This window comes from Microbacterium sp. ABRD28, from assembly GCF_003850245.1.
Taxonomy (GTDB): domain Bacteria; phylum Actinomycetota; class Actinomycetes; order Actinomycetales; family Microbacteriaceae; genus Microbacterium.
On the sequence record NZ_CP031015.1, the window covers coordinates 2,065,250 to 2,086,777 of the forward strand.

At 68.6% G+C, this 21,528-nt stretch carries 19 protein-coding genes; 11 read left to right on the forward strand and 8 right to left on the reverse strand.

Annotated features, from left to right (window positions below; all coding sequences use genetic code 11):
- Positions 1–111 precede the first annotated feature (111 nt).
- Complete coding sequence (locus DT073_RS09980) at positions 112–705, forward strand: HAD-IA family hydrolase (protein ID WP_124293252.1); 594 nt, start codon at positions 112–114, stop codon at positions 703–705.
- Positions 706–729: 24 nt separating this feature from the next.
- Here DT073_RS09980 and DT073_RS09985 read toward each other — a convergent pair whose 3' ends face one another.
- Positions 730–1,572, reverse strand: coding sequence for a carbohydrate kinase family protein (locus tag DT073_RS09985; protein WP_124293253.1), 843 nt, complete (start codon positions 1,570–1,572; stop codon positions 730–732).
- Positions 1,572–2,504: a pseudouridine-5'-phosphate glycosidase gene (locus DT073_RS09990; RefSeq protein WP_124293254.1), complete on the reverse strand. Its 933-nt coding sequence runs from the start codon at positions 2,502–2,504 to the stop codon at positions 1,572–1,574. Before DT073_RS09990 ends, DT073_RS09985 begins: the two co-directional genes overlap by 1 nt.
- A 107-nt stretch (positions 2,505–2,611) precedes the next feature.
- Between DT073_RS09990 and DT073_RS09995 the strand changes: the two genes are divergently transcribed.
- The 5 genes from DT073_RS09995 (at position 2,612) to DT073_RS10015 (ending at position 8,007) form a co-directional block, all read left to right on the forward strand.
- A complete protein-coding gene (locus tag DT073_RS09995; protein WP_124293255.1) occupies positions 2,612–3,559 on the forward strand; it encodes an SMP-30/gluconolactonase/LRE family protein in 948 nt (315 codons plus the stop codon).
- Between the two features lie 209 nt (positions 3,560–3,768).
- The gene (locus tag DT073_RS10000) at positions 3,769–4,215 is read left to right on the forward strand and encodes a CHRD domain-containing protein (protein ID WP_124293256.1); all 447 of its coding nucleotides are present in this window, start codon (positions 3,769–3,771) and stop codon (positions 4,213–4,215) included.
- Between the two features lie 108 nt (positions 4,216–4,323).
- Complete coding sequence (locus DT073_RS10005) at positions 4,324–5,118, forward strand: DNA-formamidopyrimidine glycosylase family protein (protein WP_124293257.1); 795 nt, start codon at positions 4,324–4,326, stop codon at positions 5,116–5,118.
- Positions 5,119–5,161: 43 nt separating this feature from the next.
- Positions 5,162–7,060: an alpha-amylase family protein gene (locus DT073_RS10010; RefSeq protein WP_124293258.1), complete on the forward strand. Its 1,899-nt coding sequence runs from the start codon at positions 5,162–5,164 to the stop codon at positions 7,058–7,060.
- A gap of 26 nt (positions 7,061–7,086) precedes the next feature.
- On the forward strand, positions 7,087–8,007 hold the full coding sequence (locus tag DT073_RS10015) for an AEC family transporter (RefSeq protein WP_124293259.1): 921 nt from the start codon (positions 7,087–7,089) through the stop codon (positions 8,005–8,007).
- A gap of 21 nt (positions 8,008–8,028) precedes the next feature.
- Here the strand turns inward: DT073_RS10015 and DT073_RS10020 are convergent, their stop codons facing one another.
- The 3 genes from DT073_RS10020 to DT073_RS10030 all read right to left on the reverse strand — a co-directional run bounded on the left by DT073_RS10020 (position 8,029) and on the right by DT073_RS10030 (position 11,251).
- Positions 8,029–8,727 carry a coenzyme F420-0:L-glutamate ligase gene (locus DT073_RS10020; RefSeq protein ID WP_124293260.1) on the reverse strand — a complete coding sequence of 233 codons (699 nt, stop codon included), beginning with the start codon at positions 8,725–8,727 and terminating at the stop codon, positions 8,029–8,031.
- Between the two features lie 12 nt (positions 8,728–8,739).
- Positions 8,740–10,095, reverse strand: a complete 1,356-nt coding sequence (locus DT073_RS10025; RefSeq protein WP_124293261.1) for an RNA polymerase sigma factor — start codon at positions 10,093–10,095, stop codon at positions 8,740–8,742.
- 235 nt (positions 10,096–10,330) lie between these two features.
- Entirely contained in the window at positions 10,331–11,251 is a 921-nt protein-coding gene (locus DT073_RS10030) for a proteasome assembly chaperone family protein (protein ID WP_124293262.1), read from the reverse strand.
- An 82-nt stretch (positions 11,252–11,333) separates the two neighbouring features.
- On the opposite strand from DT073_RS10030, the gene DT073_RS10035 reads away from it, so the two are divergent.
- The 3 genes from DT073_RS10035 to sucB all read left to right on the forward strand — a co-directional run bounded on the left by DT073_RS10035 (position 11,334) and on the right by sucB (position 16,079).
- A complete protein-coding gene (locus DT073_RS10035) occupies positions 11,334–12,806 on the forward strand; it encodes a leucyl aminopeptidase (RefSeq protein ID WP_124293263.1) in 1,473 nt (490 codons plus the stop codon).
- A complete protein-coding gene (gene lpdA, locus DT073_RS10040; RefSeq protein WP_124293264.1) occupies positions 12,803–14,191 on the forward strand; it encodes a dihydrolipoyl dehydrogenase in 1,389 nt (462 codons plus the stop codon). Before DT073_RS10035 ends, lpdA begins: the two co-directional genes overlap by 4 nt.
- A 94-nt stretch (positions 14,192–14,285) precedes the next feature.
- Entirely contained in the window at positions 14,286–16,079 is a 1,794-nt protein-coding gene (gene sucB / locus DT073_RS10045) for a 2-oxoglutarate dehydrogenase, E2 component, dihydrolipoamide succinyltransferase (RefSeq protein ID WP_124293265.1), read from the forward strand.
- A 39-nt stretch (positions 16,080–16,118) separates the two neighbouring features.
- Here the strand turns inward: sucB and DT073_RS10050 are convergent, their stop codons facing one another.
- On the reverse strand, positions 16,119–17,468 hold the full coding sequence (locus DT073_RS10050; protein WP_124293266.1) for a twin-arginine translocation signal domain-containing protein: 1,350 nt from the start codon (positions 17,466–17,468) through the stop codon (positions 16,119–16,121).
- Between the two features lie 120 nt (positions 17,469–17,588).
- Between DT073_RS10050 and DT073_RS10055 the strand changes: the two genes are divergently transcribed.
- Positions 17,589–18,299, forward strand: coding sequence for a DUF4191 domain-containing protein (locus tag DT073_RS10055; protein ID WP_124293267.1), 711 nt, complete (start codon positions 17,589–17,591; stop codon positions 18,297–18,299).
- A 19-nt stretch (positions 18,300–18,318) separates the two neighbouring features.
- Here the strand turns inward: DT073_RS10055 and DT073_RS10060 are convergent, their stop codons facing one another.
- Both DT073_RS10060 and DT073_RS10065 read right to left on the reverse strand, forming a co-directional pair.
- Entirely contained in the window at positions 18,319–18,711 is a 393-nt protein-coding gene (locus tag DT073_RS10060; RefSeq protein ID WP_124293268.1) for an RDD family protein, read from the reverse strand.
- 70 nt (positions 18,712–18,781) lie between these two features.
- Entirely contained in the window at positions 18,782–19,942 is a 1,161-nt protein-coding gene (locus DT073_RS10065; protein WP_124293269.1) for an ROK family transcriptional regulator, read from the reverse strand.
- 184 nt (positions 19,943–20,126) lie between these two features.
- On the opposite strand from DT073_RS10065, the gene DT073_RS10070 reads away from it, so the two are divergent.
- Positions 20,127–21,365 carry an ABC transporter substrate-binding protein gene (locus tag DT073_RS10070; RefSeq protein ID WP_124293270.1) on the forward strand — a complete coding sequence of 413 codons (1,239 nt, stop codon included), beginning with the start codon at positions 20,127–20,129 and terminating at the stop codon, positions 21,363–21,365.
- Positions 21,366–21,528 lie beyond the last annotated feature (163 nt).

Sequence of the window (21,528 nt, forward strand, 5' to 3'; positions counted from 1 at the left end):
CCCCATTCGCGTCGAGCCACCTCGCACATCGCAGTGGCTCGACACGAATCCGGTGGTTCCTCGGCGCGCGGGGGGGGGGGGTGAACTTCTCTCCCAGACTAGACTTCCCGAGTGTCGGGACCGCTCGTGATCGACTTCGACGGCGTTCTGCGCGTATGGGACCCGGCGATCATTGCGGATGCCGAAGCGGCGCACGGTCTCCCGGCGGGCCGGCTTCGTGAGGCTGTGTTCGACGACGTTTCCCGCCTGCACCGCGCAGTCACCGGTGAGATCACCGATGAGGAGTGGCGGGAGCAGATTGCCCGCGAGCTCGAAGCATCGTTCGGACCGGGTGGGCGGCGCGCCGTTGCGCAGTGGTCGTTGCCGGCCGGTCGTGTGGATGACGAGGTGCTTCACCTGCTTCGGCGGGAACGAGGCCGCCGCACCATCGCTCTCTTCAGCAATGCCACGACCCGGCTGGACGCGGACCTCGACCGTCTGCGCCTGTCCGGCGAGTTCGACGTCGTCTTCAACTCCAGCACGCTCGGTCTGGCCAAGCCGGCCGATGAGGCCTTCGTCGCCGTCGCGGAAACCCTGGATGCCGACCCCGCCGACTGCTTCTTCGTCGACGATTCGAAAGCCAACGTCCGTGCTGCTGCGGGCGTCGGGTTTAGGACGCATCTGTACGTCGATGCCACCCATCTGGACCGTGCCCTGACCCGGTGAGGCCGGCGCGACCGCCGGCGAGGGTTACAGCGCTCCCGGGCGCAGCAGTGCTTCGCGCGCGAAGGCGCACCCGGAGGCCGCGCATGCGGCGGGATCCTCGCTGCGCAGCGCGGCGACGATGTACCCGGCGGCGAAGGCGTCTCCGGCGCCGGTGCTGTCGAGCACCCCTTCGACACGGTCGACCGGAACCTCCGTCATGCCGTGGTCCTGGCGGAGCTGCACGGGCTCCGCACCGCGCTTGACGACGAACACCGTCGCGCCGGGCACGACGACCTCCGACTCATCGAGAAGAACCGCTTCCTCGACATTGGCGAAGACCACGGCGGGAGAGAGGCGCAGGAGCAGATCGCTGAGCACCTCGCCCCCCAGCGCCCGCATCGTCGCCACGCTCGACACGTCCAGGCTGAGCGGCACGTGCCGCTCTCGCGCCCACATCGCGGCGCTCAGCAGCGCCGCTCGAGAGGGCGCATCGGTGAAGCCGTAGAGCGGGAGGTGCAGCCAGTCGGTGCCTTCCAGCCATCCGGGATCGATCGGACCGAGTTCCGCCGCCGCCCCGCGATCGGTGAGCATCGTCCGCTCGGCGGATTCGTCGACGAGGATGACGATCGACCCGGTGCGCCCGGCTCGCTGCACGCGCACCTCGGCCCCCGAACGTTCGAGATCGTGGACGAGCGCCTCGCCCTCGGCATCCGATCCGACCCTGCCGATGAAACGGACGGATGTCGCGGGCGCGGCCGCCGCCGCGACGTTGGCCGCGCTGCCGCCCCGGGTGTGGGTGATCGTCACCGGGTTGTCGGTGCCGCGCTCGAGTGCCGAGGTGCCGAGCACGACGATGTCGGCGAGGAGATCTCCGATGACCGTCAGCATCAGTCGGCGCCGGCCAACGCGGCGGCGATCTCCGCGCCGAGCGCGACATTGCCGCGGTACACCTCGACGTTGACGTCGAGGCTCCGGCCCCCGGTTACGCGCTGCATGTAGTCCAGCAGGAACGGCGTGGTGTTGTGGCCCGTGACTCCGGCTGCTGCGGCGGCATCGAGCGCGCGGGCCAGGACGGCGTCGTGCAGATCGGGCGGCAGCTGATGGTCGGCGTCGACGGGACGTGCGACGAGGAGGGTCGAGACGATCCCGAGCGCGTCGCGGGCTCGGGCGATGTCGGCGATCTCGCCGGCGGAGTCGGCGGAGTACTCGATGTCGAGCCCCGAGTCGGCGATGTAGAACCCCGGGTAGTCGGTGGTGCGGTACCCCACGACGGTGAGGTTGAGGGTCTCCATACGCTCAAGGGTCAACGGGATGTCGAGGATTGATTTGACCCCGGCGCTCACCACGACGAGGGGGAGGCCCGCGAGAGTCGGCAGGTCGGCCGATTCGTCGAAGGTCTGCTGCGCGTCACGGTGGACACCGCCGAGACCACCGGTGGAGAACACGCGGATGCCTGCGCGGCTCGCGAGGAATGCGGTTGCCGCGACGGTGGTCCCTCCGCTCAAGCCTTTGGCGGCGGCGACGGGGAGGTCGCGAAGGCTCACCTTGACGACCCCGTCCTCGCTCGAGAGGCGTTCGATCTCGGTGGGGGAGAGGCCGACGGTCGGGCGCCCGTCGACGACACCGATGGTCGCGGGTACGACGCCGCGGCGGCGGAGGTGGTCCTCGGCTTCCCGCGCGACCTCGAGGTTGCGGGGTCGGGGGAGCCCGTGGGTGAAGATCGTGGACTCGAGCGCGAGAACGGGAATTCCACGGGTGACGGCGTCGCTCACCTCCGGCGCGACGACGACTCGACCGAGGGTGTGGTGGGGTGAGGGCATCAGGTCTCCCGTTTGACGGCTCTGCCCAGTCAACCAGGCGGCGCGGCATCTCTGAGACCTTTCTCATCTCGGCCCGCAGCGCCCTGAACCGACCCTAGCCTTGGCCCATGACGCGCCGACGCTTCACCCTCGTCCTTCCCGCCCTCGCTGTCGCGGGGCTTCTCACCGCACTTCCCGTGACCGGTGCCGTCGCGGCCCCACCGGCCTCTCGCGGTGGGGTGGTCGACCAGATCCCGCTTCCGGACGGGTTCCAGCCCGAGGGCATCGCGATCGACAATCGTGGAACCGCCTATTTCGGCTCGCTCGTCGACGGAGACATCTACGCCGCCGACGTGCGCACCGGCGAGGGCGCGGTCATCAGTGAGGGTCCGGGCATCCCCGCCGCGGGACTCAAGGTCGACCTGCGCGGAAGGCTGTTCATCTCGGGCGGACCCACGGGCGTCGCCCGCGTCGTCGATGCGGCGACCGGCGCGGAGCTCGCGCGGTACCAGCTCACGGCGCCCGGTGGATTCATCAACGACGTCGTCCTGACACGAGATGGCGCGTGGTTCACCAACTCGTCGGCGGCGCAGCTGTACTTCCTCCCGATCCCGCGATCGGGCGATCTGCCCGACCCGTCTGAGATCGTCACGCTGCCGCTCACGGGGGAGTGGGTGCAGCAGGAGGGCTTCAACGCCAACGGCATCGCTCTGACGCCGAATCGCCAGGCGCTGCTGGTCGTCCAGTCGGCCACGGGTACCCTCTTTCGCGTCGACCCCGAGTCGGGCGTCGCCACTGCGGTCGATCTGGGCGGATACTCGCTGGTGAACGGCGACGGCCTGCTGGTCGTCAATCGCACGCTCTACGTCGTGCAGAACAGGCTGAATCAGGTCGCCGAATTCCGCCTCGATGTCCAGGGCAGGTCGGGCACGCTCGAGAACATCATCACGAGCGACGCATTCCGCGTGCCGACGACGGTGGCCGCGTACCGGCAGGATCTCTATCTGCCGAACGCCCGGTTCGGTACCCCGCCGACACCCACGACCGATTACGACGCGGCGCGGGTGGATCGCTGAATCTTCCCGGGGGAGCGTACTTCGAGCGCCACATCGACTCAGTCACGCTCGAACTGACATAATGTGCATTATCGGTGCTGGGGTTTCGGGCGAAGGCGCACCATGGCATCGAGCACTGTCCGGCATCGTCCCTGCAATCGCTCAGTTCCCATCCGATTCGGCGCACGCTACGAAGAAACGAAAAGTCTGAACAACCGAAAGGAACAGACATGCGCAAACGAACTCTGGCATCAGTTGCCGCACTGGGACTGGCGGGAGCACTGGCGCTCCCCACGGCCGCTGCCGCATCCGAGCCGACCGACCTCACACCGTTCTCCTTCACCCGCCTCACGGGCGCTGCGGAGGTGCCGGGGCCGGGTGACCCGGACGGGCGCGGCTTCGCCTTCGTCCGTTGGGACACCGAGGACGGAGAGGTCTGCTACAACCTCTTCGTCCAGCGGATCCAGCCTGCGGCCGCAGCGCACATCCATGTCGGAGGCGCCGGTGCCTCCGGTCCGGTGGTGCAGGATCTCGCGGCCCCGACGAAGGGCTACTCATCAGGCTGTGTCTACAATCCGGATCTCGCCGCCGCTCTTGCCGCTGACCCGGAGAACTATTACGTCAACGTGCACAACGCGGAGTACCCCGGAGGGGCGGTTCGAGGCCAGCTGGACTGATCCGCTCCAGCACACAACCTCGCTGGCGAAGCGCTCCGAACAATTCGGGGCGCTTCGTCGTTGCGTCTCCGCGGTGGCCGTGTCGGAGGCCCGCCATAAGCTGGCGGGATGCCCGAGGGTGACAGCGTCTACCGACTGGCACGTCGCCTGCATTCCGCGTCGACCGGTCGGACGATCGTGACGGGTGAACTGCGATCCGGCAGCCATGCCGGGACGAAACTCGACGACCGACGCATCCTGTCGCACGACACGCACGGCAAGCACCTCTTCACTCGCTTCGACGACGGCTGGTCCCTGCACACCCATCTGAAGATGCAGGGCTCGTGGTCGGTGACCCGGCGTCCGATCCCGCGCGCCGAGATGCATCGTGTGCGCTGCCGGTTCGCTCTGGATGACGGAGCGACGCTCTGGGGCATCGACGTGCCGGTCATGGAGTATGCGCCCACCGCCGAGGAACGCCTTGTTCGCGAGCGACTCGGTCCCGACCCGCTCCGCGCGGACTGGGATGCCGCGGAGGCGACGCGACGCCTGTCACGGCGGCCCGACAGACCGACCGTCGCCGCCCTTCTCGATCAGGCGAACCTCGCCGGGCTGGGCAACCTGTGGGTGAACGAGCTCGCCTTCCTCCGCGGCATCCATCCCTTCGCGCCCATCGGCAGGACCGACATCGCCGCGCTCGTCGACCTCGCCGCCCGCTGTCTGCGCATCTCAGCCACCGTCCCCGGTATGTACCAGGTGACCACCGGCAATCGCGCACGGGGGTCCATGCACTGGGTCGTGGGTCGGGCGGGTCGCCCGTGTCTGCGATGCGGCACGAGGATCGAGGTCGTCGCCGAGGTCCCGGATGATCCCGGCCGCCGCCGCACCTGGTGGTGTCCGAGGTGTCAGTCCCACGCCACGTGAGCGATACGATGCGATCCACGTGATCCCGTCGATGTGGAGCGCCATGACACGCCTCAGTCCTGATCCTTCGGTCGATCTCGAGGCCGCCCGGGCGGCTGCACGAGCCGTCCTCGGAGATGCCGGTCCCGCTTTCGACGAACGTCTGACGGCGACGCTGCCCGAGCTGCACGGCCTGTTCGCGCAGCTTTACGGCGATCGCGACGACGGACGAGAGGCCCTCGCCGAGGTGATCGCGGCGGCCGCCGCGGGGTGGCGCGATCGACCGACGGATCTGAAGCAGCTCGACGCCCAGCGCATGGCGGACCCCGACTGGTTCCTGTCGGAGCGGATGCTCGGCGGGGTCTGCTACGTCGACCGCTACGCAGGCACCCTCGCCGGGATCCGCGCGCAGATCCCCTACTTCCAGGAACTGGGGCTGACGTACCTGCACCTCATGCCACTTTTCGACTCCCCCGAGGGCAACAACGACGGCGGCTACGCGGTCTCGAGCTATCGCAAGGTCGACCCGCCGCTCGGGACGATGGCCGATCTCGCCGCTCTGTCGGCCGATCTCCGGGCGGCAGGCATCTCGTTGGTGCTCGACTTCATCTTCAACCACACCAGCAACGAGCACGAGTGGGCCCGAAAGGCCGTTGCGGGCGACCTCGACTACGAGGACTTCTACCTCATCTTCCCCGACCGGACGATGCCGGACCGGTACGAGGAGACGGTGCGCGAGATCTTCCCCGACGACCACCCCGGTGCGTTCGTGCAGCTGCCCGACGGGCGATGGATCTGGGCGACCTTCTACCACTTCCAGTGGGACTTGAACTATGCCAACCCCCGGGTGTTCCGGGCGATGGCGCAGGAGATGATGTTCCTCGCCAATCAGGGCGTCGAGGTCCTTCGCATGGACGCCGTCGCGTTCATCTGGAAGCGCCTCGGCACTCCGTGCGAGTCGCTTCCCGAAGCGCACCTGCTCCTGCGCGCCTTCAACCTGGTCCTCCGACTCGCGGCTCCCTCGGTGCTGTTCAAATCCGAGGCGATCGTGCACCCAGACGAGGTGATCACGTACATCTCCCCCGGCGAGTGTCAGCTGTCGTACAACCCGTTGCAGATGGCGCTGGGCTGGGAGGCCCTCGCCACCCGCGACGCCCGGCTGCTGCAGAAGGCGCTCGACGAGCGCCACGCGCTGCCGCCCGGGACCTCGTGGGTCAACTACGTCCGCAGTCACGACGACATCGGCTGGACCTTCGCCGACGAGGACGCGGCCGAGCTCGGCATCGACGGCTACCCGCATCGGCGGTTCCTCAACGACTTCTACGTCGGGAGGTTCGAGGGCACCTTCTCGCGCGGCGAGCCCTTCCAGGAGAACCCGAAGACCGGTGATGCCCGTGTCGCCGGCACGACGGCATCGCTGGCGGGCATCGAGGCGGGTGACCCCGGTGGTGAGGACCGCGTCATCCTCGCCCACGCTCTGGCCCTCTCTACCGGCGGGATCCCGCTCATCTACCTCGGCGACGAGGTCGGTCAGCTCAACGACTACGGCTACCGGGACGACCCGGCCCACGCCGACGACAGTCGCTGGGTGCACAGGCCCCACCGCGACGCGAGGGCGTACGCGGCACGGCACGACGAGTCCACCGTCGCCGGGCGCCTCAGCGCCCGGCTCCACGCTCTGATCCGAGCCCGGCAGAACTCCCCCGAGTTCGCCGCCGGCAATCCCCTCCTCCCCTTCCACACGCCGTTCCCGCAGGTGGTGGGTTTCCAGCGTGTCGCCGCGGACTCCACGATTCTCGTGCTCGGCAACGTCGGCGACTCCACCGTGCTGATCGAGCCGATCACCCTCTCGGGGTTCCGACCGGATGCCACCGACATCGTCTCGCACTCCCCCGTCGTCCTGACGGGCGGGCTCATGCTCCCCGCGCACGGCGTCGTCTGGCTCCGGGTACGACCGGCGTGAGAGATCGGCCGCACTAGCATCGAGGGATGCTCACGGCTCTCACCGGCTTCGTCGTGGTGGGTGTCGCGATCCTCATCGGCTACATCCTCGGGCGCATCAACCTGCTCGGCGAGCACGCGCGCCCGGTGCTGGCACGGCTGACCTTCTTCGTCCTGTCGCCGTTCCTGCTCTTCGTCGTCCTGGCCGAGGCCGACGTGCGAACGCTCTTCTCGTCGCTCCTGCCGGTGTCCGCGATCGCCGCCGTGGCGGTCATCGTGGTCTACGCGGTCATCGCGCGCGTGGTGTGGCGCCGGTCCGTCGCCGAGACGACGATCGGGAGCCTGAGCGCAGGCCAGGTGAACTCCAACAACATCGGCATCCCCCTCTCGCTCTACCTCCTCGGCGATGCGGCGTTCCCGGCGCCGGTCATCCTCCTGCAGCTCCTCGTCTTCACGCCGATCACGATGGCGATCCTCGATGCTGTGACATCCGGGCGTTCGTCCCTCGGGAAGACGGTCGGTCGCGTCGTCTCCAATCCGATCGTCATCGGCTCCGCGCTCGGCGCGGCGGTCTCGATCAGCGGAGTCGAGCTGCCGGAGGTCGTCATGGCTCCGGCCGCGCTCGTGGCGAACGCCTGCGTGCCGGTGCTGCTCATCAGCTACGGCCTGTCGCTGTACGGGCAGCGCGTCCTCGGCGCCCACGGGCGACGCCGCGATGTGGTCCTCGCGTCGACGCTGAAGCTGCTGGTCATGCCCGCGATCGCCTGGGCGGTCGCGACCCTGGTGTTCGCGCTCCCCCGCGCCGACGTACTGGTCATCGTCGTTCTGGCCGCTCTTCCGACCGCGCAGAATGTGTTCAACTACGCCCAGCGCTTCGACGTCGGTGAGGCGATCGCGCGGGATACGGTATTCCTGACCACGATCGGATGCATCCCGGTCCTGCTGGCTGCGACTGCGATCCTCGGCTGAAGACCGTAGCCGTCCGTCGGGTCAGACCGCGCGAATGATTCCGAGCGGGGTCGACTGGTGACCCTGGCCGAGCGGATTGTCCTTCAGGATCGCCACGAGCTGCTTCTCGCGTGCCTTGTCGACGGTCGAGCCGAGGATGTTCCCGCCCAGGTCGTTGATGTCGACAACCGCGACCTCGGGAACGCCTCCGAGAAGATCCTTCAACCGCCTGGCCACCTCGCGGGGGCGATCCGGCCCGAGCACCACGGCCTTGTTGTACGGCGGGATGGTGCCGCTCGTGGGCCCGTCGATCGCACGCGCTTTGTCGCCGGCGATCCGGTAGAAATCGCCCTTCCGGCCGAACACCTTCGTCACCGCCGAGACGGCGGCGGCGAGCAGGATGCGAGGGGTGCCGCACTCCCGAAGAGCCATCTCCATGGTCTCGGGCATGCCCAGACCGATCCCGTGCGGGGTCCGGGTCACGTAGCGCGACAGGAACCGCGCAAGCCCGCGCGGCTGGATCTCGTCCAGCGGGTACGACCGACCCTGGGTGATAGCGACGATCTTCTCGGTCACGAACAGCAGATCATCGGGTCGGACCAGGCTCGCCGCGTACTCGCGGACGAACGCATCGAGGTCATCCCCCGGCATTACGACGCGCGTGCGGATCGGGATACGGGCGAACGAAGCCCCATCGACGGTGACCGTGAGGGCCTTGCCGTCGTTCGCTTCACCGGTCATGCGTTCGACCGCTCACTCAAGGTAGTCCCGCAGCGACTGCGAACGGCTCGGGTGGCGGAGCTTGGCCATCGTCTTCGACTCGATCTGACGGATGCGCTCGCGGGTCACCCCGAAGGTGTCGCCGATCTGGTCGAGGGTCTTCGGCTGGCCGTCGCCGAGACCGAAGCGCATGCGGATGACGCCCGCCTCGCGCTCGCTCAGCGAGTCCAGCAGCGACTCGAGCTGGCGCTGCAGCATGGTGAAGCCCACGGCGTCGGCCGGCACGACCGCCTCGGTGTCCTCGATCAGGTCACCGAACTCGCTGTCGCCGTCCTCACCGAGCGGAGTGTGCAGCGAGATCGGTTCGCGGCCGTACTTCTGCACCTCGATGACCTTCTCGGGGGTCATGTCCAGCTCGCGGCTGAGCTCCTCGGGCGTGGGTTCGCGACCCAGGTCCTGGAGCATCTGCCGCTGCACGCGGGCGAGCTTGTTGATGACCTCGACCATGTGCACGGGGATGCGGATCGTCCGCGCCTGGTCAGCCATGGCGCGGGTGATGGCCTGACGGATCCACCACGTCGCGTAGGTCGAGAACTTGAACCCCTTGGTGTAGTCGAACTTCTCAACCGCGCGGATGAGACCGAGGTTGCCCTCCTGGATCAGGTCGAGGAACTGCATCCCGCGGCCGGTGTAGCGCTTGGCCAGGGAGACCACGAGGCGCAGGTTGGCGCCGAGCAGGTGGCTCTTGGCGCGCTGACCGTCGCGGGCGACCCACTGCAGGTCGAGGCCCAGCTGCGACGCCTTCTCGGCCGCCGACATGTGCGACAGCTTCTCCTCGGCGAACAGACCCGCCTCGATCCGCATCGCCAGCTCGACCTCTTCGGCAGCGTTCAGCAGCGGCACTTTGCCGATCTGCTTCAGGTAGTCCTTGACCGGGTCGGCGGTCGCGCCGGTGATCTGGGTCGAGTAGACGGGGATGTCGTCCTCGTCGTTGGAGATGACGATGGCGCCGGTCGGGAGCGGCTCGGCGAACACCGGCTTGGTGTTCTCCTCTTCGTCCTCCTCGGACTCCCCCTCGGGCGTCGCGGCGGCAGCGGCCTTCGGCGCCGCGGTGTCGGCGTCACCCTCGGTGTCATCGACATCGTCGCCGGAGATCTCGTCGTCGGCGTCGAGCTCGACGTCGTCCATCTCCTCATCGACCTCGTCGGTGTCAGCCTTCTTCTTGCCGGCCTTGGCCGTCGTCTTGGCGGCGGGCTTCTTGGCAGGGGCCTTCTTCGCCGCGGGCCGCTTCTTCGCGGGCGCTGCGGTGGCGGTCTCGACCTCCTCGACCGTGTCGGCGGTGTCGGTGTCCTTCGTGGTGCGGTTCGTCGTCTTCGTGCCTGCGGTCACGGTTCGCCTTTCACCGTCACGAACGCGGAGCGCCGCGGCGGTATCTTTCGGACACTAGTAAGACCCTTGTCAAGTCCCGTTCCCGTACGCAGGGCAGCGGACGGGGGACGACAATGGGTCAGAAGGTCCATTGTCTCACATCTGTCTGGGCGGTTCGCATTCACGCTCCCCACGAATTCCCGAACGCGCCATCAGGACACAACGTCGGAGAGTCGGAGGGAATTCCTCTCGACGGTCAGGGGCGCTTGTCTTCGTCGCTGTTCGGCCGCGAGGCGAGGAAGCGCTCGAGCTCCGCTGCGAGCTCCTCGGCGCTCGGGAGATCGCCGGTGTGAAGAATGGGGGTGGCGTTGGTCGCACCTGCCATGTAGGCGTCGTAACGCTCTTCGAGCCCCTGCAGCATCCGAGACAGTTCGTCACTGCCGGCGACCTGCTCCTCGACCTTCGTCAGATATTCGCGGTTCTCCTCGCGCAGGCCGTCTCCGTCGAAGACGAGCCCGGTGGCGACCGTGATGCTGTCGAGGCCCGCGAGTGCGGCGGCGGGGTATTCGGTGTCGGCGAGATAGTGGGGCACGAGCAGCACGAAACCGGCGACGGCGGCGCCTACCTCGGTGAAGCGGTACTCGAGAAGGTGGGCCACCGTCGCGGGCACCTGGGTGTGAGGCTGCCACACCGAGTGCGCCTCGGTCAGCTCGGTGCGGGTTCCGCTTACGGTCGTGCCGATCGGACGGGTATGCGGGACAGGCATGGGGATCGCGTGCACCCAGGTGATGGAGGCGACACCGAAGCTCGAGGCGAGGTCGAGGACGGCCTCCGACACCCCGTCCCAGGCGAAATCGGGCTCGTAGCCGGCCAGCACCAGGAACGGCGTGCCCAGGGCGTCGTGCGCGAGCGAGAGCTCCAGCCGCGGCGGACGGTAGTCGGTGAGGTGGTCGGCCTCGAAGGTCACGATCGGCCGGCGCGCGCGGTAGTCGAGCAACACATCGTTGGAGAAGACGGCCAGCGGGATGGGATCCAGATCGTCGCGGATGTATTCGATCAGGCGAGCCACCGCTCCCCCGGCGTCGGTGAAGCCGGTGAGGGCGATCACGAGCGGCAGGCCCGCCGGCACAGTCGGGGCGGAGACCGAGCGCTCGTAGAGAGGACCGGCGTAAGGCATGGCTCCATGCTACGAGTCGCAGCGACACCGCGAGCCGGGCCACTGCCGCTGACAGCGAACACCGCTCCATAGGATGGAACCCATGTCGTTCCCCGACCTCGAATACCGTTCCGCCCCCCTCTCCGAGATCGACGCCGACGCCGTCGTCATCGCCCTACCGCCGGTGGAGGGCGATGCCGCCCCACCGATGGAGGACTTCCCGGGCCTGAAAGAAGCGCTCGTGGCGACCGGGTTCGGTGGTTCGCCGGGCTCGTTCCACCGTGTCTACGCGCTCGACGTGACCCCGCGGCCTCTCGCCGTCGTCGGGACGGGAGCCGCCCCGGATGCAGCAGCCGTACGTGACGCGGTCGGTACGGCCCTGCGCAGCCTGACCGGATTCGAGACGGTCGCGGTCGCCGTTCCCTTCGCAATTGAGCACCTCCTGGCCGCGGCGGAGGGGGCGGCTCTCGGCGGCTACCGTTTCGACGGGTACAAGGCGGACGGACCCAAGCGTCGCGCGAGCCGCGTGATCATGCACGGGACGGATGACCTCGACCCGGCCGCGCTCGATGCCGTCACCGCCACGGCATCGGCCGTCGCCCTCGTCAAGGATCTCGTCTCGATTCCCGCGGAGTGGCTGGGTCCCGCCGATCTCGCCGACCGCGCCGGCCAGGAGGTCGCGGACCTCCCGGTCGAGGTGACGGTGTGGGACGAGACCGCGCTGCGCGAGGGCGGCTTCGGCGGCATCCTGGGTGTGGGTCAGGGATCGGACCGCCCGCCCCGACTCGTGCGCCTGGACTACTCCCCCGCCGGCGCGACGCGCCACGTCGCCCTTGTCGGCAAGGGCATCACATTCGACACCGGAGGGCTGTCGCTCAAGCCCGCGGCATCGATGGTGGGGATGAAGTACGACATGTGCGGCGCGGCGACTGTTCTGGCGGTGGTCCGCGCGGCCGCGGCCCAGCAGCTGCCGGTGAGGGTGACCGGCTGGCTCGCGGTGGCCGACAACATGCCCTCCGGCCGCGCCACCCGCCCCGGCGACGTCGTGCGCATCGCCGACGGCACCACCGTGGAGGTGCTCAACACCGATGCCGAAGGGCGGCTCGTCCTCGCGGACGGCCTGGTGGCGGCCAGCCGCGAGAACCCCGATCTGCTGATCGACGTGGCGACCCTCACCGGAGCCATCACCATCGCCCTGGGCACGCGCCACACCGGCGTCATGGGCGACGACGATGCCGTCGCGCGGTACCTCGCCGCTGCAGGAGACGTCGCAGAGCTCGCCTGGCAGCTCCCCCTCCCCGCGCACATGGTCGACGAGCTCGACTCGCCGATCGCCGACCTGCAGAACGCCAAGATCGGCGACCCGGCCGGCGGATCGCTGTTCGCCGGTCTGTTCCTCCGCCATTTCGTGGGCCGCACCGCGCCCGACAGCGAGCAGCGCATCCCGTGGATCCATCTCGACATCGCCGGAGTCGGGATGAACAAGGGCGGCGGGTTCGGATTCACCGACAAGGGGCCGACCGGGGCGACCGTGCGCAGTCTTCTCCGTCTGCTGCAGACCGAGGCCACCCGATGAGCGCCGAGGCGACGCCGGAGACCACGGCGGACATGGTCATTCTCGGCGGCGGGAGCGGCGGCTATGCCGCCGCGCTCCGCGCCGCCGAGCTCGGCAAGTCCGTGATCGTGGTCGAGAAGGACAAGGTGGGCGGCACCTGCCTGCACCGCGGGTGCATTCCGACGAAGGCCCTTCTCCACGCCGGCGAAGTCGCCGACGCCGTTCGAGCTGCGACGGAGATCGGGGTCGACGCGGAGCTGCGCGGCATCGACCCGGCCCGGGTGCGCGCCTATCGCGAGGGCATCGTCGACAAGAAGTACCGGGGTCTGCAGAGCCTGCTGAAGGCCCGCGGCATCCGCGTGGTCCACGGCGAGGGGCGTCTCGAGGCCGGTCCGGCCGTGCGGGTCGGCGACACCGTCTACCGCGGCAGCGATGTCGTCCTGGCCACCGGGTCGTACAGCCGCACGCTGCCGGGTTTGGAGATCGGGGGCCGCATCCTCACCAGCGACCAGGCGCTGCAGCTGGAGGAGATCCCCGAGCGGGTGATCATTCTCGGCGGCGGTGTCATCGGCGTCGAGTTCGCCAGCGTCTGGCGCTCCTTCGGCGTCGAGGTGACCATCGTCGAGGGGCTCGACCACCTCGTGCCGGCCGAGGATGTCGCGATGAGCAAGGCGCTCGAGCGCGCGTTCCGCCGCCGCGGCGTCGGCTTCTCTCTCGGTGTCCGGTTCGCCGCTGCGACGCAGTCTGCCGACGGGGTGACCCTTTCGCTCGAGGACGGGACGCAGTTCTCGGCCGACTACCTGCTCGTCGCCGTCGGCCGGGGCCCCGTCACCGCGGATCTGGGCCTGGAAGAGGCCGGGGTCGCGCTGGATCGCGGTTTCGTCGTCACCGACGAGAGGCTCCAGACCACCACCCCGCACGTCTTCGCCGTCGGTGACATCGTGCCGGGCCTTCAGCTGGCCCACCGCAGTTTCCAGCAGGGCATCTTCGTCGCCGAGACGATCGCAGGGCAGAAGCCCGTGGTCGTCCCCGAGCAGCTCATCCCACGGGTCGCGTACTCGCACCCCGAGGTGGCTTCGGTCGGTGTGACCGAGGCGCGGGCGGTCGAGGTGCACGGTGTGGACGCGGTGCAGTCCTTCGAGTACAACCTCGCCGGCAATGCCAAGAGCGAGATCATCGGCACCGGGGGCCTGGTGAAGGTCGTCCGTCTCAAGGACGGACCGGTCATCGGTGTCCATCTCATCGGCGACCGGGTCGGAGAGCTCATCACCGAGGGTCAGCTGGCCGTCGCGTGGGAGGCCCACCCCGAAGACATCGCCCCCTTCATACACGCCCACCCCACGCAGAGCGAAGCGCTCGGTGAGGCCTTCCTGGCCCTGGCCGGCAAGCCGCTGCACGCGCTGTGACCGGCGTTCGTCGCGCGGACGCGGACCTGACACGGGCCCGCGGGCGCATCACTAAGCTAGACAAGACATCGGCAACCCCGAAGGAGACAAGCCCATGAGCACATCCGTGGTCCTCCCCGCGCTCGGCGAGAGCGTCACAGAGGGAACGGTCACCCGCTGGCTCAAGAAGGTCGGTGACACCGTGCAGGCCGACGAGGGGCTCCTCGAGATCTCCACGGACAAGGTCGACACCGAGATCCCCTCCCCGATCAGCGGTGTGATCGAGGAGATTCTGGTCGACGAGGACGAGACGGTCGAGGTCGGCGCTGTCCTGGCCAAGATCGGCGACGGCTCCGGCGGCGGAGAGGCACCGGCCCCAGCCGATGCGCAGGAAGAGCCTGCGGCCGCAGAGCCTACTCAGGCCGAAGAGCCCGCCGCCGAGGCGGCCGAGCCTGCTGACGGACCCACGGACGCTGGTCCGGCTGCTCCGGCGCAGGCTGCGCCCTCGGATTCCACCACCAGCGGCGGAACCGAAGTCGTCTTGCCCGAGCTCGGCGAGAGCGTCACCGAAGGAACGGTCACGCGCTGGCTCAAGCAGGTCGGTGACGCCGTGGAGGTCGACGAGCCGCTGCTGGAGATCTCGACCGACAAGGTCGACACCGAGATCCCCTCCCCTGTCAAGGGCGTCCTGCAGGAGATCCTCGTCCAGGAGGACGAGACGATCGCCGTCGGATCGGCTCTCGCCCGTATCGGCGACGGTGCCGCCCCCGCCGCACCCGCCCCGGAGTCCCCGGCAGCGCAGGAGAAGCCGGCCGAGTCCGCGCCCGCCGCGCAGCAGAAGCCGGCCGAAGAGAAGCCGGCCGAGGTCGCGCCCGTTCCGGAGAAGGTCGTCGCGCACGCGCCGGTCGCGACCGGTGTCGCCACCGAGCAGGAGCCGTCGCCCTCCAGCGCTCCCTCGTCGGCCGCGTCGGCAGCGTCTTCCGGCGATGACGAGGTGGCTTACGTCACCCCGTTGGTGCGCCGGCTCGCTCAGCAGCAGGGCGTCGATCTGGCCTCCGTCAAGGGCACCGGTGTCGGCGGTCGCATCCGCAAGGAGGACGTGCTCAAGGCCGCGGAAGACGCCAAGGCGCCGGCTCCGGCCGCCGCCCCGTCGGCCCCCGCCGCCCCGGCCCGCACTCCGCTGGAGGTCTCACCGCTGCGGGGGACGACCCAGCCGATGTCGCGGCTGCGCAAGGTGCTCGCCGAGCGCGCGGTGGCGTCTATGCAGGCGACCGCTCAGCTCACCACCGTCGTCGAGGTGGATGTCACCAAGCTCGCCGGTTTCCGAGACCGCGTGAAGGGCGACTTCCAGTCCAAGACCGGCGACAAGCTGTCGTTCCTGCCGTTCTTCGCCCTCGCGGCGGCGGAGGCTCTCCAGGCCTTCCCCGTCATCAACAGCACGGTCGACGGAACGAACATCGTCTACCCGGCGACCGAGAACCTCTCGATCGCCGTCGACACCGAGCGTGGCCTTCTCACCCCTGTCCTGCGGGATGCGGCGTCGAAGAACCTCGCGCAGATCGCCCACGAGATCGCCGACCTCGCCGCGCGCACGCGCGACAACAAGCTGAAGCCCGACGAGCTGGCCGGTGGCACCTTCACGCTGACGAATACCGGATCCCGCGGGGCGTTGTTCGACACACCGGTCGTCTTCCTCCCGCAGTCGGCGATCCTCGGGACGGGCATCGTCGTCAAGCGCCCGGGCGTGGTCTCGGTCGACGGCCGCGACGCGATCTCGGTCCGGTCGTACGTCTACCTCGCGCTGTCCTACGACCACCGGGTCATCGACGGGGCTGACGCCGCGCGGTTCCTCGGCGCGGTCAAGGCCCGTCTGGAGGAGGCGGACTTCGAGGGCGACCTCGGCATCTGATCCACTGCGGAAAAGCACCACGCGGGGGCCACATCGTGATCACGATGTGGCCCCCGCGTCGTGGATGTCGCGGATGACCCACTCCTCGCCGATCCGGACGATGACGATGAGCTGAGACACCGCGGACCCGTTCGATGTCTCGTGTGCGGACACGCGCAGCACGGCCGCGCCGCCGAGATCATCGAGGAACGTGACGGTCCGAACGTCGGTCGGCAGGTCTGCTGCCCCCGCGGCCGGTGCACGCTGCGGATCGACCAGGATCTCGGCGAGACACTCCCTGTCCTCACCGCATCCGGCACGCGCGGTCAACAGCCGGTCGGTCACGGCGACGAGATCGTCGGGGGTGGGCTCTGTCGACCCGGTCGGGGTGGGAGCAGCGCCGTCCGCCGGGTCTGTCTCCGACGCGGGCGCGTGGCTCGCATCCGATTCCGGGGTCGTGACCATGGGCTCGGCCGCGGCCGGCGCCTCCGGATCGCTCGGCCATGTGAGTCCCACGGCGAGCACCACGGCCGCCGCACCGGCTGCGATCATGAAGCCACGGCGGCGAGACCGCGGCCCCTTGGTGCTCACGACCCGCCAGAGGCCTGTGGTGGCCCGTGAGACGGCGTCAGCGAGATCGCGATCCATCAGCGCGGAGATGCGGGCGAGCAGTCCGCCGTCAACGGATCCGGCGGACGCCGCAGCCCGAGCCGCCGCGCGCGACGCCGCTCGGGTGACCACTGGACGAGCCGAGATACCCGGCAGTGCACCCGGCGTCGTCGAGGCGGTCCTCCTCGCTCCCAAGCGCAGTGGCTGCGGCGACGCCAGGGCGAACAGTCGCGCCTCGAGACCCAGGACGTCGCGTTCGTGCGGATGCGCCTGTTCGACTGCCGACAGCCCGTCGCGAAGCACCTCCGTCCACGCGGGGAACAGGGCCAGAAGAAGGCGGAAGATCGCCGCTGACTCCGTGGGTCCCGTCGGCTGCAGCGCGAGCACAGGGCGCGCATGGTCGGTGAGCCACCAGGTACCGGCTGTCGCTCCCGCCGACGCTCCCGCCTCGAGGTGGCCGCGCAGCACACTGACGGCGAGGGTGAGGGCTTCGCCTGCTGACAACGGGTCGTCGTCGTCGGAACGTCGCCGCACGACGTCGATGAGCCGATCGCCGCAGATCGGGAACAGCGCGGCGTGACCCGACGGTGTGCGGACGAGGTCGTGCGGTGCGAGAAGGTGCTCCGCGTCCGCGACGTGCCATCCTGCCCAGCCCTCGTCGAGCTCGGCGACGTCCACCAGAAGCCAGGCGGCACCGTCAGGGTCGCGGACCACCTCTCCGGGCCAGGGCGCGGAGGTGTCATCCACCCGCCGCACCGGTCGGAGGGACCGCAGCAGGGCATGCGCCGAATCGATCGCCATCGCCCCAGACTCCCCCGCACCGCGGTCCCACTCTCTTACCTGCCGTCGAACTGTGGAGAACAGGCTCTCTCCCTCCTTGTGCAGGAGAGGTCGCAGGGGCCGGAAAGGTAGGCTGGAACCATGGCCGCACGCAGTACCGCACCCGAGAAGCGTCCCGGGTTCTTCTCGCAGATCCGCACCCTCTACACCTTCACGGTCCAGGCCTATCGCTGGCTCCCCTGGGCCCTCGTCGGCATCCTCATCGGCGGCACGCTTCTGGGTGTCGCCCTCGGTGCGCTGATCCCGCCGGGAGCGATCTGGAGCATCATCCTGTGGGGTGTCACCGGCTTCATGTTCGGCATCCTCGCGGCCCTGATGACCATGACGCGGCTGTCGACGAAGGCGATGTATCGCAAGATCGACGGCATGCCCGGTGCCACCGGATACGTGCTGTCGAGCGCCCTGGGGCGCCGCTGGCGTGCGTCGGAGATGCCGGTGGGCATCAACCCCAAGACCCAGGAAGCCGTCTACCGGGCGATCGGCCGTGGCGGCATTGTGATCGTCGGCGAAGGGGCTCGCGGACGACTCACCCGGCTCGTCAACGAAGAGCGCGGAAAGGCGCAGCGCGTGGCATCCGGTGTTCCCGTCACCGTGCTCTACGTCGGCCACGGCGACGACGAGGTGCCGATCGGCAAGCTGGCTCCTGCCATCAAGTCGCTGCCGAAGAAGATCGACCGCGCCACGATGGCGGCCGTCGTCAAGCGGATGGACTCGGTGTCGCAGTCCGTCGCGTCGCTCCCGATCCCGAAGGGCATCGACCCGCAGCGCGTGCGCGCCCCGCGTCCCCGCTGAGCCGGGACACCCGCCGACGTCAGTCGCGGATGAGGACGGTGCCCGCCGCCTTGTCGTGAAGGCCCCGCTGGTCTGCGTCCCAGATCACCGCGGGAATGACCAGGATGAGAAGGATGGTGCGCAGGACCGGCCGCCACAGGCCGACCCACCCGCCGTCGAGGCGCACCAGTCGCATGCCGAAGATACGGTGCCCGGGGCTCCCCTGAAGAGTCGGGAGGAAGACGATCTGGATCGCGCCGAAGATCAGCAGGATGGCCAGGGCGTCCCAGCCGAAGAAGCCCGAGATCAGGTAGGCCGCGCCGTAGTCGATGAACAGGGCCCCCACGCGACGGCCGAGACGGCCGATCGATCCGGCGCCCTCGCGGGGGCGCCCCAGTCGCTCTCCGGGATAGTCCTGTGCGCTGGCGACCACGATTCCACCCTACCCGCCAATCATCTCGGGTCACGATCCCGGAATCTGCAGGCATCCGTTTGCCCGGAGATCACGCGGTTCTGGTCTCGCGCTCCGGCCGTACGTCCCCGAGTGGAGTGATCGGTGGCGGTGGCATCCCGGGAACACGATAGATCTCGACCGCCGCGCGGTGGAAAGCGAACACCAATGCGCCATGAGCTGCCGCATTGGCTCCGAGACGCGCGGCGACGATGGGAATGTCAAGAGGAAGCGCGATGCGGTCGGAGACCATCCGACGCAAGGGGTAAAGCAGGCGCTCCTTGGCGAGGGAGATTCCGCCGCCGATGACGACGATGGCCGGATCCACCGCCATGACAAGCGTCGCGATACCCCGACCGAGTTCGTCGATGAACTGGTCGATCTCGGCCTGTGCCGCTGTACTCCCTTTCTCCGCGAGCGCGAAGACCTCTTCAGCTGTCGGGGCAGCCCGCCACTGGATCTGGCCGGTGGTCGCATCCCACCCGCGGAAAGCGAGCCGCCCGACGTCGCCGGCGACGTTGTGTACGCCCCGCCGAGGAGTGCCGCCCAGGATCAGTCCGGCGGCAACCCTGTTGCCGACGGACAGGTACAGCACTTCATCGATCAGTCTCGCTGCGCCGAGATGGTGCTCAGCGACAGCCGCGAGACGGACTCCGTTGTCGATGGCGACGGGACATCCAAGCGCCTCCTGGAGGTGGCCGACGACATCGATGCCCGACCATAGAGGCAAGACGACGGATGCCAGTACTCGGCCAGCTGAGTCGACTATCGCTGGGAGCGCGACGCCGACCGCTTCCAGCCCGTTCGGGTCGATGCGCGCGTCAGAAAGAGCGCGGCGGATGCTGGTTTCCACGTGATCCAGTTGTATCGCTGCGTCATCGTCGGGGAGGAGGCCTGGGAAGGTCCGTTGCGCGACAACGAAACCGGCGAGGTCCGCCACCACGACCCGGACACTGTGAGCGCCGATATCGACACCCGCTACTGCACGTCCGGGCGTGTCGAAGGTGTAGCGCCGTGCCGGGCGACCCGCACCGCGGGTCGCCCGATTAGGAACCTCCGCGACCAGACCTGCGTCCATCAGGGTCAGGAGGCTCGTCTCGGTCGCCGTGCGGGAGATGCTGAGCGCGCGGGCTAGCTCCGACACCGTGTGATCGCCGTCGTCGCGCAGATGCACTCCGACACGCACGGGAACCGGTGGCGCGATCTCGATCATCCGGGCCTCCTGTCGACGTGGCGCAAAATTAGCACACTTCGGTACCGCATAGGACGGCCGGCAACGCGAAGAGGTCTGTTTTTAGGGCATAAACGAGCCAAGATGGCTTGACTAATTACAACATCGCAGTGTCATAATGGCTGCGGACGTTCGGTCCTGCACGACACAACTGCAAGGGAGCATCATGCGTGTGAGGAAAGCTACGACAGTTGCAGCGGGACTCGCTGCCATAGGAGTAATCGCGGGCTGCAGCGGCGGGCCGGCGGGCACAGGCGAGCCGGCCGCACAGGATCTGACACTCTGGCTATACCCGGTCATCGCTGATGAAGCCGCGCACAAAGCGTACTGGGACTCCGCGATCGCCGATTTCGAAGCCGAGAACGACGACATCACCGTGTCGTACGAGATCTTCCCCTGGGCAAATCGGGACGAAGCCCTGCAGACCGCGATCGCCGCGAACAAGGGTCCCGACCTGGTCTACCTCGTCCCCGATCAGCTCGCTGCGTACGAGGAGTCACTCGAGCCCCTCGACGAATATCTGAGCGGTGACCGCGTCGCGTCGATGCTTCCGAACGTCCGGGAATCAGTGACGCTCGATGCAGGCATCATGGGAGCGCCGGTGCTTACGAGCGCTATGGCCCTCATCTGCAACGCAGCCACATTCGAAGCGGCTGGTGTCGATGAGTTCCCGGCGACATGGGATGACGTTCGGGATATGGCGCCGGCTTTCGTTGAGGCGGGAATGCATGCGATCTCCTACCCGGCGTCTGCGGAGAACTCTTTGAACCTCACCTTCTACCCTCTCTTGTGGCAAGCCGGTGGAGACGTCTACTCCGACGAGGGCGAGGTGGGGTTCAACAGCGCCGCCGGACTCGAGGCGCTCCAGTTTCTGACGGATCTCGCCGAGATGGGCGCACTCGAACCAAGCGTGCTCACCGCTCAAGTCCCCCTGGAGCAGACGCCGCTCGCGCAAGGCAAGGTGGGATGCACGTGGACTGACAACGTCGTGGACCTGTCGCCTTTCTGGGGTGATGACGTCACGGTGCTGCCGCCCCTGGAGAATGAGGAATCGGTCGCCTACGGCACCGTGGGCTCCTTGTCGATCCTCAAGGGATCCGCACACAAGGAGGCGGCCGCGCGCTTTGCTGAGTTCGCCACGAGCATCGAGGCGCTTGAGCCCTACTTGCTGGAAGCTGGGTTCTTCCCCGCGCTGGAGACAGAGGAGCAGCTGCACGCCACTGACACTCTTCTCGGGCAGGTCGAGCAGTATGTTCCCCGAACGACCGTGGGTGAGCTGGCAACGAGCTCCCGTGCGCTGATGGGGGTTCTCTCGCCCGAGATACAGGCGGCCCTGATCGGTCAGAAGTCCGCGCAGGAGGCTCTCGACGCCGCTGAGGCAGCCGCTGCACCGCTCCTGGGCTGACCACCGCCTCCACTAGAGGGGGCGGTGTGCGCCCCCTCTCGACGCAAGGACCGACTATGACGACGGCGCCCCCGCTCGCTGACCCAGCCCCGCACGTGACCGAACCCTCACCACCCTCGCCCTCGCCAACCAGACGCACGCCGTCCGCCTTGCTCGCTCGCCG